The organism is Shewanella putrefaciens, from assembly GCF_016406305.1.
GTDB classification, from domain to species: domain Bacteria; phylum Pseudomonadota; class Gammaproteobacteria; order Enterobacterales; family Shewanellaceae; genus Shewanella; species Shewanella putrefaciens_C.
Genome location: NZ_CP066369.1, coordinates 1,380,397 through 1,397,635, shown reverse-complemented (window position 1 = coordinate 1,397,635; position 17,239 = coordinate 1,380,397). Strand labels below are relative to the sequence as shown.

Genomic DNA, 17,239 nt, shown 5'->3' with positions numbered 1-17,239 from the left:
TAAAAGATATCATTCTCATTTATCGCTAAAACACAAGGTAAACTCTTGAAACTCAGCCGTAAAAATCCAAATAAAACACAATAAAATCAACACAATAAAATATTCTCATTTTTGCAAAAATCCATAGGATCATTTACTAAATTAGGGCTACATATTCTGTAAAGATAAGCCTATATTTGATCAACTACCTTAACATTTGTGTGGACATTGGGGACACAATGTAAGGCAATGTCGTTCACTAACAAGAAAGAGAAAACACCATGAAAATTGCTCTTTTCATCCCGTGTCTCGTTAATCAAATGATGCCAGATGTCGCTATCGCCACCTTGGAATTATTAGAAAAACTCGGACACCAAGTGATTCTTCCCGCGGGCCAAACCTGCTGCGGGCAACCTATGACCAACTCGGGTTGCTTCGATGCAGCGCGCAGTACCACCCTTAAATTGCTCAACGCTTTTAAGGGAGTCGAATGCGACGCCATTGTTTGTCCCGCCGCCTCTTGCTTAGTGGCCGCAAAGGAAAACTTCCACGAGTTTGATAGCAGCCCAGAAGCCCAAGCGGTGATCGATAAACTCTATGAACTCACCGAGTTTTTACACGATATCGCGCCCATCCCCGCCTTTAACAAGCCCTTCGCCCACAAAATCAGTCTGCAACTCAGTTGCCACGGCATCCGCATGTTGAGCCTTGCAACACCAAGCGAGCAAATGGGCCCAAGATTCAACAAAGTCGAAGCCGTATTAGCCAACATTGCAGGCATCGAAATCCTTTATCCCGATCGCCGTGATGAATGCTGTGGCTTTGGGGGTACGTTCGCCGTCGATGAGGGCGCAGTCTCAGCCAAAATGGGCAAAGATAAGGCGCAAGCCCACGCGGCGACAGGGGCGCAATATGTGGTCGGTTTTGACCCATCATGCCTATTACACCTCGATGGCATGATCCGCAGACAGCAATTGCCGATTGAAATTCGCCACATAGCGCAAGTGCTCAACGCAGCGCTCTAGGAGACTGACCATGGCTTACAATCATAATCACGGGGCGGTTGGCTCACAAGTCCATGCCCATAAGGCCGATATTTTTTGCCGCGACGAAAATCGTGTCGACTGGCATTCAAAGGCACTCTGGGCACTGAGGGAAAAACGCGACCGCGCCGCAGGAAGCTTGCCAGAATGGGAACAACTGCGTCAGCTTGGCTCTGAAATCAAGCTACACACGCTAACCAATCTTGCTCAATACCTTGAAAATTTTGAAAAAAACTGTATCGCTAACGGTATAAAAGTCCATTGGGCCAAAGATGGCGCCGAGCATAACCGTATCGTTCACGATATTTTATCCAGCCACAAAGTGAAAAAGCTGGTTAAGTCTAAGTCGATGCTGACCGAAGAATGCCACCTCAATCCGTACTTAGAACAGCGCGGCATTGAAGTCATAGATACAGACTTAGGTGAGCGGATTATTCAGCTCGCCAAAATGCCGCCATCACACATAGTGGTGCCCGCTATCCATATGAAAAAGGAAGAAGTCGGTGAACTCTTCCATGAAAAACTCGGCACTAAAGCGGGGGCAGCCGATCCCTTGTATTTAACCCGCGCCGCCCGTGCCCACCTGCGTCAACAGTTCCTCAGCGCCGATGCCGCGATGACAGGCGTGAACATGGCGATTGCCGATAAAGGCGCCGTGGTGGTTTGCACCAACGAAGGTAACGCCGATATGGGCGCCAACCTGCCTAAGTTGCAGTTACATTCGATGGGGATCGACAAGATTGTTCCTGATATCGACAGTGCCGCCGTTTTACTGCGAACACTGGCGCGTAACGCTACGGGCCAACCTGTCACGACTTATAGCGCCTTTTACCGTGGCCCACAGGTTGACGGTGAGATGCACATTATTATCGTCGACAATGGCCGCACTGAGATGCTCAAGGATAAAATCCTCGCAGAATCATTGAAGTGTATTCGTTGTGGTGGCTGTCTCAATACCTGCCCTGTGTATCGCCGCTCCGGCGGTTACAGCTACAACTACACCATTCCCGGTCCTATCGGCATCGCCGTTGGCGCTAAATTGGATGACACTAACTCGATTGCCTGGGCCTGTACCTTATGTGGTAGCTGTACTTATATCTGCCCGACTAAAGTGCCGCTCGATAAGATTATTCATCACCACAGACGCCTTAAGGCTGAGGCGGGACAACTCCCCTATGGCAAAAACAGTTATATGCCATTAGTGGGTAAATTTATGGCCAGTGAAACCATGCTAAATTGCTCTATGAGTGTGGCAAGAACCGCACTACGCATTTTACCCGGTAGTCTACTCAAGCCATTTAGCGGCGCATGGGGCAAATACCGTGAACTCCCAGTCGCCCCCAATTCCAGCTTTGAAGCTTGGTTTAAGAAACACAGGAGCCTATAAGATGTCTAGTAAACTTGAAATTCTCAATGCGCTCAAACTGTCAGCTTTAACCAATCACCCAATGCCGAGCATCGACGTTGAACCAAGGCTCGAAAACCTCGTCGGCCAGTTTGAGACTAACCTCAGTACTGTGGCGGGCACACTGCACAAAGAAGGCGGTCTTGCTGCCCTGCAAGCCAAAGTGGATGAACTTATCGCCCAAGGGCTACAAGTGATCTCCTTAGTTGATGGGATAAAGGCTAATCGTGAAGTGCCGCCGACCGCCCACGAGCTTAAGGATATAGATTATGCGATAATCCCAGGCGAAATTGGCGTTGCCGAAAACGGTGCCATTTGGGTTAACAATCGAAATCTAGGCCACAGAGTGGCACCTTTTATCTGTGAAAACCTGATCTTAGCTCTGCCAACGGATAAGATTGTGCCGACCCTACATCAGGCAGTTAAAGAAATCACCTTAGCCTCCGGTGAGTTTGGGGTGTTTATCGCGGGTCCATCAAAAACCGCCGATATCGAACAAGCCCTCGTCGTTGGTGCCCACGGCGCCTGCAGCTTGAACGTGTATTTGCTCTAGTACCACGAAACCCAGAAAACGCACAGGTTACGGGGCAATCGAAACACAATCCAAAACACAAAAGCCGCCTTCATTGGCGGCTTTCTTATTTAAACTTTAGCATCAGATGACGAAACGAACTGGCAGTGAAACACGGATATTGTTCAAGTCAATCCGAGGATACAAGGCCGCCCCATTCTGCTGGTCAGGCTCCTTTATCAAGTCGCTTTAACCACGTGCGATAGCGCACATACTGAGGATGCCTTGGTAGTTTCCTCGACTCGGTTGGTAGTATTCTCGATTATGTCCATGAGGCATTTATAGTAAAGGTGAGTAAATGAACGAAGTATTACTACAAATAAAGGCGCTCACCAATGGTGATCCTTTGTTGACGGCTGTCATTGTTGGCGTATTAGCATTAACGTTAATTGGACTCGTAGGCTACATGTTAAAAGATGTCCCCGCGAAACTGTTAAGTGGGCTCAGTAGCCTGCTGTTTGTGCGGCTCACGATAGACGATAGCCATCAGGCGCGCACAGAGATATTCAATAAGCTGTCCTTTTTGATCAGTAATACTACCATTCCGTTTTTTTCACGCTCTATCTCAGAGGCGGTGTACTTTGACTATGGTGTGAATTACGACGGGCGTGTCAGTGTTAAATCTATCGGCTACGGTATGCACCTGTTTAAATACGCTGGTTGTTTTATGTTGGCAACCCGTACTAAGGTCGATAGTACGATGGCATACGATTCTATTACTGTAAGAGCACCATGGTGGGCAAAAGATAAACTACATCGTTTTTTAGAAGATACTCGTGAAGACATCTCTACTGAGCCGAAAGTGAATATTTTCGAAGAAACCGAATGGTGTCGCTATGGCACATTGAAATCATCGGGGTTTAGTGAATTAGTGCTAGATGAAGGGTTTAAACAGAAGTTGATGGGGGAAGTTGATAACTTCGCAAGTAGGGGGAAATCGGTTGTCAGTAAGCTAACCATACTGTTACATGGAAAAACGGGTACGGGTAAAACGGGTATAGCGAGAGCCTTAGCTGTTGAGTATCATCGCGATCTATACATATTGAATCTTTCAACTGTCAATGATGCCACTATTCATAAGGCGATTAGAAAAGTACCGCCCGGAGCTATGTTGTTAATAGAGGACTGTGACTGTGTAAAGGCTACGGTATCACGTACAGCTGAAAGCAATGTAGATAATCCACCACTCACTTTAGGCGGCGTTCTAAACGCGTTAGACGGAATCATTCCTCTTGATGACTGCCTTGTCATAATGACCACAAATCATCCTGATAATCTTGACCCAGCATTGATACGTAAAGGTCGTGTAGATGTCAGTATTGAAGTACCGCTTATCAGTGCAAAACAAGTTAATGAAGACTACTTTGAGCGTTTTGGTGCAGTTCTTAATAGAACCGAGCCATTGTTAGGTTGTGAAGTCTATGAACTCCATCGTAGAGCGAGCTTAAGATATGGTGTGTGTTGTAAGCCAGTGTAACCCTCTTCCTCCTAAATGGACTCATTCAATGGTCAACTCTATTTGACCACTACATCCCGAGTACTTATTAGGGTCTGAGTTAACTTTCCTCAGGCCCTTTAACTTGCCAAACTCAGTAGTGGGCTTGAGCCAATTTTCATGGGGGATATTTAATTTTGTCAGTAACCTGGTGCTAGTTTCACTGATGGCGCCACGTTCATCATTGCGAATGATTCGCCCAGTATCCTCTTCCACCAATTGTTCGCTAAGGGCGGGTCATATCTGCACAAAAGTCTCTTTCAAAATACGACCTTAGCACCTTCAAATTCTCAATCAGCTATTTGCATAATAAAGTGTCAATAACCAGCATCGGGCTTGTTCAACACTTGCCATACTTTTGAGAATGGGTCGCGGCTACGCGCGGCCTATCCTTATTTGTTATATATTCTGTATATTATGCAGGTTAGCTAACACTTATATCGAAACTTAAAATCTCATCAGTCTCGTCAGAATAATCATATGTATAATCTACATCGATTTCACTTTTACATTTAGGGCAACTAACTACACCAGTTTCTCTGTGTTGCGTAGTGTGAGTGCCTGATGACTCAGTCTCGACTTCAAAGCCAAAAGTATCAAGTTTAAATTCATGTGCACATTCATCTTTAGGGCAAGTGATGTTCATTTTACTTCCTTATATTATTTATAAAATGGCTCCAAAATGGGAGTCCTATTTCGTCCACTACACTATAAATTTCAAACCATTTAAGTCCAATACTTTAGATAGGGAAATACTCAGCCTCCCGATAGAAGCACATAACACCCGCCACAAACGCGAGCAACTTGTTGCGAGTCGAGCGCCCAAAGGGCGCGTTTTTTGATGGCGCTTGTTAGCCAAATCAATCAGCATCGGGCTTTAAGGTCGCAGCTACGCGCGGTCTATCCTTACTTGCTAGCTTTCTCATGCTTCACTTTGCCGGCTTTAACCAGTTCTAATATATTTTCTAGTTTTCTTATGTTCTGCCGTTCACGATTTTCTGGTGTAAACATTACACAGAAAAAAATAAAATCAGTAAATTCAATAAACCCAGTAAACTCCGCTGTGGGGTAATTCATAATTGTAGCTTTCCGTAGTTTTGTACGTTGACCTTGGCGCTTAATCGTCTGCAAATACTCAACTTTCACGTCAGGATCATTTTCCTTAAATCTAGAAAGTTGCATTTCAAGTAAATCGTCTAAATTATCTCCGTCAGTCTCGCGATCCCAAAATTGAATATACATAAACTCATGTTTTTCCATTGCTTTATCTAGAGTTAAACCTTGTTGATACAGAGTGGCTAGCCATGCTGATGTAGTTTGTCCATCTATAACCCAACCAAACGGAGCTGGAACTATAGCAATATTTTCACCGGCATATGGCATTGCTCCATGAGATTGAAATAGATGGAGGTCTTTGAAGTTTAAAATATCTAATTCAACTTCTGAGGGACCAAAGTGAGCTCTATTATAAGCCGCCTCGCTAAAACCCTTATTTGAAATTAATAATCCCTTATGAGCTCCAATATCTTCCAGCATTCCGATAAAGCTCTCTACTGCTTTAACATCAACTTTTTTATTAAAATATTTGCAGTCAATTACAAGAGTGAAACGATTTCCCGCTACGTATTGCTCGATTAAAACATCTATTTGTCTACTTACTTTTGAATATATTCCGATTTTCTTTGCATCTAAAGTAATTTCCGCATCAAGGTATTGCTGCTGAAAATATTCAAATATTTCTGTTTCATACTGTTTCCAGTCCATACGCAATACTCTAGAGAAAGCTAACGTCCAAAACAGCTGCGCGGTAGGCGTTGGCTGCCTTTGCTTGTTAAATGCTGGACGCTACTGAGGGATTTCAATATTGGCCAGCTCCATTTGCTCTTTCGGGTTCCAGTTTGGCGGAATCAACTTTTTATTGCCCCACCATTTACAGTTATCCTGTTTAACCCACTTGCGACGGATCTTAGCAAGATGCTCAGATGTAGAGTGCAGATCAAATTCTGCACCTGACTCAGAGCCACAGCACTCGCAGATTTCAAATGTGGTGCAGTTGAAATCATCTAAAACTGTTATATCCGCATAACCGCAGATTGGACACCCTTGCTTGCTCATACTCATGGCATTTAACGCCTTTAGCAACGGCGCAGCTTTGCTGCGTCCGATTGCCTAAACTTGTTACATGCTGGTGAGTTGCGGATCATGCCACACGTCCTCGTACTCGCCAGCAACTAAAAATCTATAACCTGGAGGCAATGATAAATACTGCTCTACTTCCGGTAGATATTCCGATATATGACTAGCGTGCAATGGTTTGAAAAAATCTGCGTCTTCGGACATTTCTTCCCCGCACCAAATATACCAGCCACATGTTCCATTCTCGGAGTTATGCCGCAAGCCATTAATTGGCATCTTGCCAATAGTTTCGATAGCTATACCGAGTTTTTCGCCTTCTTTAGAGGGAAGCGGTATTGCACCGAATTTTTTACATATTTCCTGTTGGCTTGGCACAATATCCCCTAAGGCATGTAACGTCTTAGTATTTATGCGCTGCGCTGTTTACCTCATTAGATCAGTGAAAACGCGCACAGTTAACTAGCTGTATGCAAAGAACTTATCAGCTTTTTATCAAATACACCATCAGGAAAAACGCGAAAAGCTACTCAAATTTGAATATGACTGTACACCCATCCAGTTCCGCTCACTCATGAAGAAGCACTAAAAACAGGGTTCATCGATAAGAACTGTTAGGGCAAGTAGTTCGTCAATTTTCGATTCACTAAACGAGTGTTAGCAAGTTTTGTGGCACAAAGCTTTAAGCCGAGTGAATAGTTCAATGGTCGTTAAGATTGGCATTGTTGCACCAGTGACCTTCTAAAACATGGATGTTTTAGTAGAGCCCTCAGGGACGAGTTTATGGCGTGTCACTGGGGAAGCAATGACAATTAATGCGTAATGCGCGTAACTCAACTGTCTTGCTTTGGGGCAATAGCTTTTTAGCTAAACGAACAGCGATAGAGTTAGTTAAGATTGCCATTGTTGCACCAGTGACCGTTGGCGGCATGGCCGCTCTTCCACATCTGACCCATAGGGATATGGGGAATGTCACTATGATGTCTGGAACATTATTGACCATGTGAACGCGGCATTTACACTTCCGTGTGCTACAGATGTCGCCGTAGAGCCTATAGGGATACTTCTTATTAAATCAAAAGACCGCGTGTCACTGGGGAAACAGTGGCAATGTATATAACGCAGTATACGATTCAACTGTCTTGCTTTGGGGTACTTTGGGTTTACGTACAACATGCTCTGGCTAAAATGGCAGCGAAAAAGACTTGCGCTGCCATTTCGATGAAAAAGCTCTGTCGGTGTTTCCACAACAATCCGCTACATAAAGGCTTTGGTGAACGCTTCCTTCGACTGGCGAATATAGTTACGGGCGCTTTGGGCATGTTGCTCCCACACGGCGCGATCGCTTGGGTCGGTGAAGGGGTTTTGTTCGGCGGCAATTGAGCGTTCAAAACGGTCATAGAAGGTTAACATGGCCGAAGTGATCTGGTTAAAACGCTCCTTGAACTCTTGAAATTCATCAATTTTTTCAGTGGTTTTAATCATATACTGCACAAGTTCAGCATTGCTATTTGACGCTAATAGGGCTTCGGCCTTAGCACTAATATTGGCGCTGGCATCGGCGATCACTAATGCGCGGGTTTGTTCGTCCTTACTCATCACTCGGCTGTAATTTTCAGGGGTGCGGGCAATCCCAGCATGCTGTAAATAGCTGCGTAGATGCTTGTCGAGATCGCGACGAAACGTATCTAAGTTCTTCTGCATATTGACTAAATCATTATCGAGCGCTGTGACCTGCTGCAGCTCTTTCTCGATTTCAGACATAAAGCGTTCGGCTTGCTGATAGATCTTTAGGCCGTTTTCCTCAGCAAACTTTTTATCGCTGCGGCTCAAGTCGCTGTTGTCATAGTTAGAGCGATCAAAAGTCGCGGCCAAGAATGACTTAAAAGGTTCGGCAAAGGCAGAATAAGCGCCAGCACTGACCACATTTAATGTGGCGGTGGCTAAGTCACCGAAGGGTTTCACCATAGACCCTAAACGCGCCTGCTGGATAGGCGATGCCACACGTTTAGCATCGGTCAAAACCGACCTAAAAGTGTTATAACCTAATGGGTTAGACATCTTATTGCGCTCAGAGGTCGCCAACACAAAGGTGATACTCGAATAGATGGCATTGGAGTATTCGAGGTATTGCCTTTGGCTCTCAAGCTGGGCGGCGTAATTTTTACCAAGGGTACGAAATGACTCGGATTGCACCTCGTAATTTTTATCTTCCTTTAGCTTATCTAAAATCCCACCGATAATTTTTTGCTCATTTTTTTGCAGCGCAATATCGAGGCGAATTTTATCGAGCGTCAGATCGTCCAAGCTTATAGGGCCATTGATGGACTCGATGTCGAGGCGAATATACTGGCGGCTCGGGTCGTCAATAGAGACGCGATGGGCCAAATATTCATTAGCGCCGGGGGTGATATCGATTAAGGCGACATGCTGCCACTGGGCATCGAGTTTTAATACCGGTGAGGTTAATACGTTGATCCGATATTGGGTTTGGATATTTTGGGTTTTCACCCAAAACTCTAATAGACCCGCTTCCGAAATAGGGTATTTACTGACAATACTGCTATTGCCTTCGGCACAGAGGAGTGCGCTTTCACCGCTGTGGGGCTCAGCGCCTTCAAATTGGCAACCCATGATCCACGACCAAGGTTGAGATAAACGATTACCTTCAAAGTCGCTGGCAAACACTAACTCATTATCTTTGGCACTGGCATTAACACTGGTTAACACGCCAAACAACAGCATAGAAATGACTGCAGTGGTGCGCATAGGGGCCTCATTAAAAACATAAATGACTAAAACCAGCGAAATGTATCAGAGCGCATCATCCCACGCTAGCCCTAAGTCATATTTGCCGCAAAAGATACAAATATCATCGCTAGGTGATCGCAGGGTGATCGCGAAATGTTAGTCATCGCGCTAAAAAACATGCCCTCAACTAGAGGGATGATCCTTAAACTTGGGCAGTTTTAACCGAAGGGACAAGTAAACGCGATTCGACCCGTCCCATGGCGATAAACATCCAAACAGTGAGTATTGCGCTACAGGTCGCCAATGATATCCACACGCCAACAACTCCAAATGCCCAAGCAAAACAGTAAATTATTGCGGCAATCAGGATAAGTTTAGCGCCAGTCAGAATCGAGGCCTGCCGAGAGCAATTAATCGCCTGAAAGAAACTCGCACCGACTAAGATCAAGCCTTCCATAGGCAAGCCCCAGAAATACCAGCGCATACCCTCAATCGCCACCGGCGTTAAGTTAGGATTATCGCCGGCAAATAAATACACTAACCACTCGGGGCGAGAATAGATCAGCAGTAATCCTAATACTGCGGTGAGTAGCGTCATGCCAAAGGCAATATTGCGCGCTTGTTTTACCCGGTCGAACCGCCCGGCTCCCGCATTAAAACTGTAAATGGGTTGAGTACCAAGGGCGATACCCTCAAAAATCAAATAGAAAAACGCTTCGGTGTAACTCACTACGCCGTATGCGGCAACATGCAAAGGTCCGCCGACCCACAAAAAAGCCGTATTGTGCAGGGTTAACACTATCGACAGATAGAGGTTCATCAAAAAGCTGGGAAGCCCCACACGGGCGATATTCAAACAATTGTCGAGCTTGAGCTTCATCTGCTCAAGGTTGATCTTTAGCTGGGTACGCGGACTAAAAAAGTGCTGCAAACACAAAAGCCCAGTCACAGCCTGGGACAACATAGTCGCAATGGCTGCCCCAGCCAAACCGAAGGGAAACACCACAATAAATAGCCAATCTAAGAAAGTGTTAAGCACTCCGCCTAAGATCAGCACAAAGGTCACCATAGAAGGCCGACCATCATTACGCAGTAACGTCGTAAAAGTCATCGAAATAATGGGGAAATGACACAGGGCGAAATACCAAAATAGGTATTCGTTGGCATTCTCAAGGATCTCCCCTTCTGCACCTAAGGCGATTAAAATATCCCGGGAAAATACCCCGCCAATAAGGGCAAAAAACGCGCCCGCCAATAGACATAGGCTAAAGGCATTACCGAGGAGTTTACGCGCCTTAGCGACATTGCCTTGGCCAAGATTGATCGACACTAATGCCGCGCTGCCCATGCCAATCATGGCACCAACGGCATATAAAATGGCCCCAACGGGATACGCCAGCATCATGCCCGCCAGCCCAGTTTCACCTAAGTAATGCCCAACGAAAATGCCGTCAATAGTGACATACACCCCAGTCACTAGCATGGACGCTATGGTGGGTATGGTATAACGCCAAAAAAGCTTGGCGATCGGCTCCTTGAGCAAATGCTGATCTGTTGGTGCCTGGGATAGTGCTGTCATTACCGTGTCTCACAAAGATTAAGGAGGCGCGCATCGGATCTGAAAAAATATCAATGAACAAAAATGCGGCAACGGATTGTACCTAAATTTCGCCATAAAACAAAACCGGAGCATTCGATTTAATTTGTAGCAAAACATAATAATCACAATAAGTTATACAGAAAACAGTTTCATTTCAGCCCAGTGACAATCGCAGCACCACTTGGCAACAGTTCTGGGGCAACTCATCATTTTTCGCTACTTTTTTGGTATTTAATCTTGAATTAGGTAAAGTGTTGGCTTAAATAACTCAAATTGGGTTTTATGCCTTAAGTAAAATAACGAAAGGCAAACACCTAACGTATTGATAAAAAATGAGTTATAGACAATTTAATTTGATAACAATAATAAAGGGAAGGACATGAGTCAAAATAGTCCAAATGCAGAAAACGATCTGCGGGAAGTTAAACAGCTAGGCATGTGGGCCTCGATCACTAGCTTAAGCTACATTTTTTGGCTCGTTGGCGGCATGGAGCTGGTCGAACGTATCGCCTACTACGGTGTTAAGGCGAGTGCGGGTCTGTATGCCAAGGCCCCCGAATCGGCGGGTGGTTTAGGCATAAGCCTTAGTGACTACGGCATTATTATTTCACTGTGGGCCATTATGCAGACCTTTGTTCCAGTATTTACTGGGGGCATTTCCGATAGAGTCGGCTACAAAGAAACCATCTTTGGCTCGACCATCATTAAGATCTTTGGCTATCTGGTGATGGCATTTTTCCCTAGCTTTTGGGGATTTCTCGCGGGTTCTTTACTCCTCGCCATAGGCACAGGGATATTTAAACCCGGTATTCAAGGCACCTTAGTGCTATCGACTAATCGCAATAATACCTCCATGGCTTGGGGGATTTTTTACCAAGTGGTGAACATTGGTGGATTTTTAGGGCCACTGGTTGCCGTACATATGCGCCAACTGTCCTGGGACAATGTATTCTTCGCCTGCGCGGCAATTATCTCACTCAACTTCTTATTTTTACTGACTTACACTGAACCCGGTAAAGCTGAGCGCTTAGCACGCAACAAGCAGATTAAGTCAGGGGAAATCAAGCAAGAAGCCCTGTGGCGTGATGCATGGCATGAGCTAAAAAAACCAATAGTGATCTACTATATGCTGGTATTTTCAGGTTTCTGGTTCCTGTTCAATGCCCTATTCGATGTGCTGCCCATCCATATTTCCGAATGGGTCGATACTAGCGTGATTGTCACCTCGCTTTTTGGTAGCGAAGGCACCAGTAACGGTATCCTGCAATTCTGGCTTGGCCTCAATAACGAAGGCACTAAGGTGATGCCAGAGGGCATGCTCAACCTCAATGCGGGTCTGATCATGACCAGCTGTTTTATCGTCGCCGCATTGACCGCTAAATATCGAATCACCACGGCCATGTTAATTGGTTGCTTGCTGAGTATTTTAGCCTTTGTATTTATTGGTGCTTTCCATGCGGCTTGGTTTATCGTGCTCGCTATTGCCATGTTTTCCATCGGCGAAATGATGATAAGCCCGAAGAAAAACGAATTTATGGGCAATATCGCCCCCGAAGGCAAAAAGGCCATGTACCTGGGGTTTGTGATGTTACCCCAAGGGATTGGTTGGGGACTAGAAGGCTACTTTGGCCCTAAACTCTATGAGATTTATGCCTCTAAGGAATTATTTTCACGGGATTTATTACTAGAACGCGGCATGGGTAGCACAGAGGTAGATGCCATCCCACAGGGTGAAGCCTTTACGACTCTGGTGAGCTATACCGGGGAAAATGCCCATGATCTCACGCAACTGCTCTACCATAGCCACAACATTGGCATGGCTTGGTACATTATTGCTGCGATAGGCACGATTTCTGCGGTCGGGATTTATTTCTATGGTAAGTGGTTACTGACACTGCAAAAGGCGCAGCAAGCGGCGCAGTAACTCAAACAACATTTGAAAGTGAGTATGCAAATACTCACTTTTTTATTGGGCGATTAGCAATCAGTCCAGCAGCTTTGGGGTAAATTGTTCGGCGCTAAGCGCTAACCCCAATTCTTGAATTTGAGTCTGCAGCTGACTTAACGCTTGATCCACTGTGGCTAAGGTTAAGGTATTATCATCCAATAGATACACTTGCCTTAAGCTCGTATAGTAAAACAATAAAGTAATCAGCGCATTAACATCATTTTTAGCCGCAGCAGCCTTTATTTTAATCAGCTTGCGGTAGATACGATTCTGCAACTGTTTTAACTGCCAAACATAGTAAATTTCAGTAAAAAACGGTTTTGCTTTAAGTTGAAACACTATGGCACTGCAGAGGATGACCGCCAGTATCACGCCGAGTAAATTTAAGTGAAAATTCCCCGTAGGCTCACCGGATATCGCAGGTACACCGAAAAGCGCAATCAGCCCAGCCCCGAAGGAAAGCGAGAGCAGTATCAGGCTAAGCACTAAGGCCACCATAAATAAGTTCATGTTTTTGCGGTAAATGCCTTTATCAACATGCTGTAACTTCATAATCTCCATTCTCAAATAGCCGCCTAAATAGGCGTAATGTTCAATGCGAGGCTTAGCATACTCGAATCCCCTTTCGTCGGCCTTAAATGATTAAAGACTGATGAAGATACAAATTGAAACAACCCGGAAATTAAGGTTAACTGTCAAACTAATACAAGCAGTTAATTCAGTACTATGCGCCCAATAAAACTGAGTGACTCGATTACACTTAGCACACACAATGTCTACGAATGTTCAAAAAGGTGTACAATTTACTGCCTACGAATGCCGTTTATCCCCTAAGCCTTGGATCCCACTAATTTAATAATGATAAATCCCCTAAGGAGCGCCATGATACTGAGCAAAATCCATCCCAAAGCCCTCCTTTTGGCACTCAGTGGCTTTTGCTGTACTGTTCAGGCTGAGGATCTGCTTGCGGTTGGTACTCGCTTTAATCAAATCTTTGAACAACAAGCCAATGGGGAATTTACTGGCCTGGGGGTCGATATATTGAACCGTTTCGCCCAGCAACAAAAAGTCACTATTCACTATCAAATGACCCCTTGGCGCCGAGCCCAGTCTATGGTCGAACGCGGCCAAGCAGATATTTTGATCGGGCCATACTTCAACCAAGCGCGGCAACACCTACTCTCCTTCTCGGCCAAGGCTTTCTACCGTGATGAGATTGTTTTTTACGCCCGTAACACCAGCGTCATCCCCTGGAATGGTGACTACGAGAGTCTCAAAGGTCTACGCATAGGTAAGATGCTGGGCTGGAGTTATGGAGAATTATTTAATGAAAAAACTCAGTCACTTGCCATAAATGAGTTTGTTGATATCAAGAGTGGTATTGAACGTTTATCCCGCGGCGATCTCGATCTGCTGGCCACCAATGTGCGCAATACCGAGGCGACCTTAGCGAATATAAAAATCCCCCAGGCGATCGGCCCCATTTTTCCGCTCATCGATACCCAGGATGGTTTTATGGCGTTCCCTAAACAAGCGCAATTTGCACCGCTCAAGCAACAATTCGACCTTTTCTTCGAGGACATGCTGCAAAGCGGCGAACTTGCCAACCTTAGCAAAATCCACCGCGTGACTATTCCTAATCAAATCCCCAATCAAATCCCCAATTAAATCCCCAATTAAATCCCTAGCTAAATCCCAATTAAACGACTAAACAAACCATTAACTGCCGCTCGATATCATCCCAATCCAATTCTTGGGTCGCAATCATCTCTAATCTCGAGTCTAAGGTGTCATCGAGTTCGGTAATATGGCGCTCCCTATCCACCCAATTAATGCCCGCAATACCGTCGGTGGTGATCATCACGGCTTTCAATCTCAGTAGCGATGCTCCCGCCGAAGCCAACTTAGTTTGCCGTTCAACAAACGCCATTAGCCTATCAAAATCAAACTCTTGAGAAGGTTCAAATACCCAGCCACAGCTAAAACATCCTTCGCCTTGATTCTGTTTACGTGCAATTCCACGTGAGTCAAAGGTGAGTAACTGTTCACTTTCACTCCCATTCCCGGCAAAAAGCCCCATATCTGCCAATGAGTTAGCCGTCCCGCGCAGTAAACTGTGGGGTTTGGAAACGGCCTTGGCCTTAAGTACCCATGTTCGCTCTCGCCGTGGTTGATCCAGAAAAACGCGTAACGCCAGTGGCAAGTCCCGCTGCGAACTATGGCTGACGACAGGAATATCAATACGTTGTACATCATTAAGATAAGCTTGCAGCGCCGTTAATAGTGCGTCACTTTCTGCACTATCGCTTCCGGCATCTGAATATAAATCCACCTTAGTGGCCACAATCACATCGGCTACCTGTAATTGCTGGATAAAGTTTGCATGGGTGTTGTAACGGGGATCGCTCACCTTTCTGGCATCGACTAGGCAAAAAGTGCTGCGCAGGGAAATCACATTCTGATAATGGGGCGCTGATAATACCTTAATGATTTCATTTGGATGACCCAGCCCCGTGGGCTCAATAAGCAAGCGATCGGGTTTAGCCTTAGCAATCAGTTGATTAATGGCAACTTGGGTCGGCACCCCCGCCGCGCAGCACATGCAGCCCCCGGCAACCTCACGGATCTGGATCCCTGCATCGCTATTGTTGAGTAAGCCAGCGTCAATCCCCACTTCACCAAACTCATTGACTAATACGGCCCAGGTTTCATTCTCCGGTTTAGTGGCCAGTAATTGCTTGATTAAGGAGGTTTTACCGACCCCTAAAAAACCTGTGATGATATTGGTGGGAATGGCTTTTACTATCATGGCTCACCTATTTCGGCTTATTACCGCGGGATGCGCCAAAACCCGAGCGATTTGCCGAGGGAGATTTAGACTTAGCTTTATTAAAACCATTCCCCGCCGGAGCATTAGCGCCTTGGGTCGGTTTATCTTTAGCGTATTTTCCCGCTCGAGATGGTGCTTGGCGGGACCGCGCTTGACTCTCACCCGACTGACCACCCGACTGACCACTCGACTTGCCGCTCGACTTACCAATAGTGCGATCCTTAGGGGCCTTATAGCTCCACTTAGTCGCCTTGGCCGTCGATGCCGGCGCCTCGCGGTAACGTCCTGGCAACGGTGCGCCCTCTTCATAACCTGGCTCGACCGACACGGGCAGTGTTTGTCCAATCAAGGCTTCAATTTCAGCGAGCATCTCATCATCGGAGGGGGACACAAAAGTGATGGCTCGACCCGAGAGCCCGGCACGGCCGGTGCGGCCAATGCGATGGACATAATCTTCGGCAAGGAAAGGCAACTCTAAGTTAATCACTAAGGGCAAGGCCTGAATATCGAGGCCACGGGCCGCCACATCGGTGGCCACTAATACCCGTAGTTTGCCCGCTTTAAAGTCCTCTAACACGCGGTTTCGAGCGCCTTGGGTTTTATCCCCATGGAACACGCCCGCGGCGATACCATCGAGCTTTAATTCCTGCAATAGGTACTCGGCACTCTCCTTGGTACTGGCAAACACCAGCACTTGGCGCCAGTTATGGCGGCCAACGAGTTCTGACAACAATTCGGCCTTACGGCGTTTATCGACGCGATACACTTCCTGCACTACGGTCGATGCCGTCGTATTTTCGGCCACATTGACCCACTGGGGTTCATTGAGCATCTTCTCGGCGAGCTGTTTGACCGCATCGCTATAGGTTGCTGAAAACAACATGGTTTGGTGCAATGGCGCGATTAAACGCTTCACCTTTTCAATATCGCGCACAAAGCCTAGGTCGAGCATACGGTCGGCTTCATCGACAACGAGCGTCGTTACGCTCGATAAATCCAAATTAAACTGCCCAATAATATCGAACAAACGCCCCGGGGTGGCCACCAGAATATCCACACCCTGCTCCACTCCTTTACGCTGCGGATTCATATTCGCGCCGCCGTAAACCGCTAGGGTTTTAAGGGGTAAGAACTGGCTATATTTTTGAATATTCTCACAAACTTGGATAGCAAGTTCGCGGGTGGGTGTCATCACCAGAGCGCGCAATGTGGGTTTATCGATATTCTCAGCGGACAGTTTTTCAAGCACAGGCAAAGCAAAAGAAGCCGTTTTACCCGTTCCCGTTTGGGCGCAGGCCATAATATCTTTGCCTTCAAAGGCAAGCGGGATCACTTTCTCTTGTACTTGAGTGAGTTGCAGATAGCCGCACTCAGTTATCGCATTCAAAATGGGGGAAGATAAACCGAGTGTTTCAAATTTCATAAAGACTCTTTAGCTAAGTGGCAAAACATCTAAGGGGTTGCAAGGAAAGCGCGCTGCCCTA

16 protein-coding genes and 1 pseudogene are annotated in these 17,239 nt (G+C 46.1%); 7 read left to right on the top strand and 10 right to left on the bottom strand.

Features of this window, described 5'->3' with window-relative positions:
- The first annotated feature begins 260 nt into the window (after window positions 1–260).
- The 4 genes from JFT56_RS06035 (at window position 261) to JFT56_RS06020 (ending at window position 4,475) form a co-directional block, all read left to right on the top strand.
- A complete protein-coding gene (locus tag JFT56_RS06035; RefSeq protein ID WP_198782788.1) occupies window positions 261–1,004 on the top strand; it encodes a (Fe-S)-binding protein in 744 nt (247 codons plus the stop codon).
- A 10-nt stretch (window positions 1,005–1,014) separates the two neighbouring features.
- A complete protein-coding gene (locus JFT56_RS06030) occupies window positions 1,015–2,409 on the top strand; it encodes a lactate utilization protein B (protein ID WP_198782787.1) in 1,395 nt (464 codons plus the stop codon).
- Between the two features lies 1 nt (window position 2,410).
- Complete coding sequence (locus JFT56_RS06025) at window positions 2,411–2,980, top strand: LutC/YkgG family protein (RefSeq protein WP_198782786.1); 570 nt, start codon at window positions 2,411–2,413, stop codon at window positions 2,978–2,980.
- 316 nt (window positions 2,981–3,296) lie between these two features.
- The gene (locus tag JFT56_RS06020) at window positions 3,297–4,475 is read left to right on the top strand and encodes an AAA family ATPase (protein WP_198782785.1); all 1,179 of its coding nucleotides are present in this window, start codon (window positions 3,297–3,299) and stop codon (window positions 4,473–4,475) included.
- Between the two features lie 99 nt (window positions 4,476–4,574).
- Here the strand turns inward: JFT56_RS06020 and JFT56_RS19895 are convergent.
- The 5 genes and pseudogenes from JFT56_RS19895 to JFT56_RS06000 all read right to left on the bottom strand — a co-directional run.
- Window positions 4,575–4,700, bottom strand: a pseudogene (locus tag JFT56_RS19895) (transposase); the annotation flags it as partial.
- A gap of 217 nt (window positions 4,701–4,917) precedes the next feature.
- Complete coding sequence (locus JFT56_RS06015) at window positions 4,918–5,139, bottom strand: hypothetical protein (RefSeq protein WP_198782784.1); 222 nt, start codon at window positions 5,137–5,139, stop codon at window positions 4,918–4,920.
- Between the two features lie 260 nt (window positions 5,140–5,399).
- Window positions 5,400–6,257, bottom strand: coding sequence for a restriction endonuclease (locus JFT56_RS06010; protein ID WP_198782783.1), 858 nt, complete (start codon window positions 6,255–6,257; stop codon window positions 5,400–5,402).
- 81 nt (window positions 6,258–6,338) lie between these two features.
- Window positions 6,339–6,614, bottom strand: coding sequence for a hypothetical protein (locus JFT56_RS06005; protein ID WP_198782782.1), 276 nt, complete (start codon window positions 6,612–6,614; stop codon window positions 6,339–6,341).
- 57 nt (window positions 6,615–6,671) lie between these two features.
- On the bottom strand, window positions 6,672–7,004 hold the full coding sequence (locus JFT56_RS06000; RefSeq protein WP_198782781.1) for a hypothetical protein: 333 nt from the start codon (window positions 7,002–7,004) through the stop codon (window positions 6,672–6,674).
- 437 nt (window positions 7,005–7,441) lie between these two features.
- Here JFT56_RS06000 and JFT56_RS05995 point away from each other — a divergent pair, with 437 nt between their 5' ends.
- Window positions 7,442–7,633 carry a hypothetical protein gene (locus JFT56_RS05995; RefSeq protein WP_198782780.1) on the top strand — a complete coding sequence of 64 codons (192 nt, stop codon included), beginning with the start codon at window positions 7,442–7,444 and terminating at the stop codon, window positions 7,631–7,633.
- Between the two features lie 250 nt (window positions 7,634–7,883).
- Here the strand turns inward: JFT56_RS05995 and bdpA are convergent, their stop codons facing one another.
- The gene (gene bdpA / locus JFT56_RS05990) at window positions 7,884–9,395 is read right to left on the bottom strand and encodes a BAR domain-like protein A BdpA (protein WP_198782779.1); all 1,512 of its coding nucleotides are present in this window, start codon (window positions 9,393–9,395) and stop codon (window positions 7,884–7,886) included.
- A 184-nt stretch (window positions 9,396–9,579) separates the two neighbouring features.
- The gene (locus tag JFT56_RS05985) at window positions 9,580–10,956 is read right to left on the bottom strand and encodes an MATE family efflux transporter (RefSeq protein ID WP_198782778.1); all 1,377 of its coding nucleotides are present in this window, start codon (window positions 10,954–10,956) and stop codon (window positions 9,580–9,582) included.
- A 400-nt stretch (window positions 10,957–11,356) separates the two neighbouring features.
- On the opposite strand from JFT56_RS05985, the gene JFT56_RS05980 reads away from it, so the two are divergent.
- Window positions 11,357–12,901, top strand: coding sequence for an MFS transporter (locus tag JFT56_RS05980; protein WP_198782777.1), 1,545 nt, complete (start codon window positions 11,357–11,359; stop codon window positions 12,899–12,901).
- A 60-nt stretch (window positions 12,902–12,961) separates the two neighbouring features.
- Here the strand turns inward: JFT56_RS05980 and JFT56_RS05975 are convergent, their stop codons facing one another.
- The gene (locus JFT56_RS05975) at window positions 12,962–13,477 is read right to left on the bottom strand and encodes a DUF3087 domain-containing protein (protein ID WP_198782776.1); all 516 of its coding nucleotides are present in this window, start codon (window positions 13,475–13,477) and stop codon (window positions 12,962–12,964) included.
- A gap of 330 nt (window positions 13,478–13,807) precedes the next feature.
- On the opposite strand from JFT56_RS05975, the gene JFT56_RS05970 reads away from it, so the two are divergent.
- Window positions 13,808–14,593: a substrate-binding periplasmic protein gene (locus JFT56_RS05970; RefSeq protein ID WP_198782775.1), complete on the top strand. Its 786-nt coding sequence runs from the start codon at window positions 13,808–13,810 to the stop codon at window positions 14,591–14,593.
- A gap of 31 nt (window positions 14,594–14,624) precedes the next feature.
- On the opposite strand, the gene JFT56_RS05965 is transcribed toward JFT56_RS05970, so the two are convergent.
- Both JFT56_RS05965 and JFT56_RS05960 read right to left on the bottom strand, forming a co-directional pair.
- Window positions 14,625–15,734: a CobW family GTP-binding protein gene (locus JFT56_RS05965; RefSeq protein ID WP_198782774.1), complete on the bottom strand. Its 1,110-nt coding sequence runs from the start codon at window positions 15,732–15,734 to the stop codon at window positions 14,625–14,627.
- A gap of 7 nt (window positions 15,735–15,741) precedes the next feature.
- On the bottom strand, window positions 15,742–17,178 hold the full coding sequence (locus JFT56_RS05960; protein ID WP_198782773.1) for a DEAD/DEAH box helicase: 1,437 nt from the start codon (window positions 17,176–17,178) through the stop codon (window positions 15,742–15,744).
- Between the last annotated feature and the right edge of the window lie 61 nt (window positions 17,179–17,239).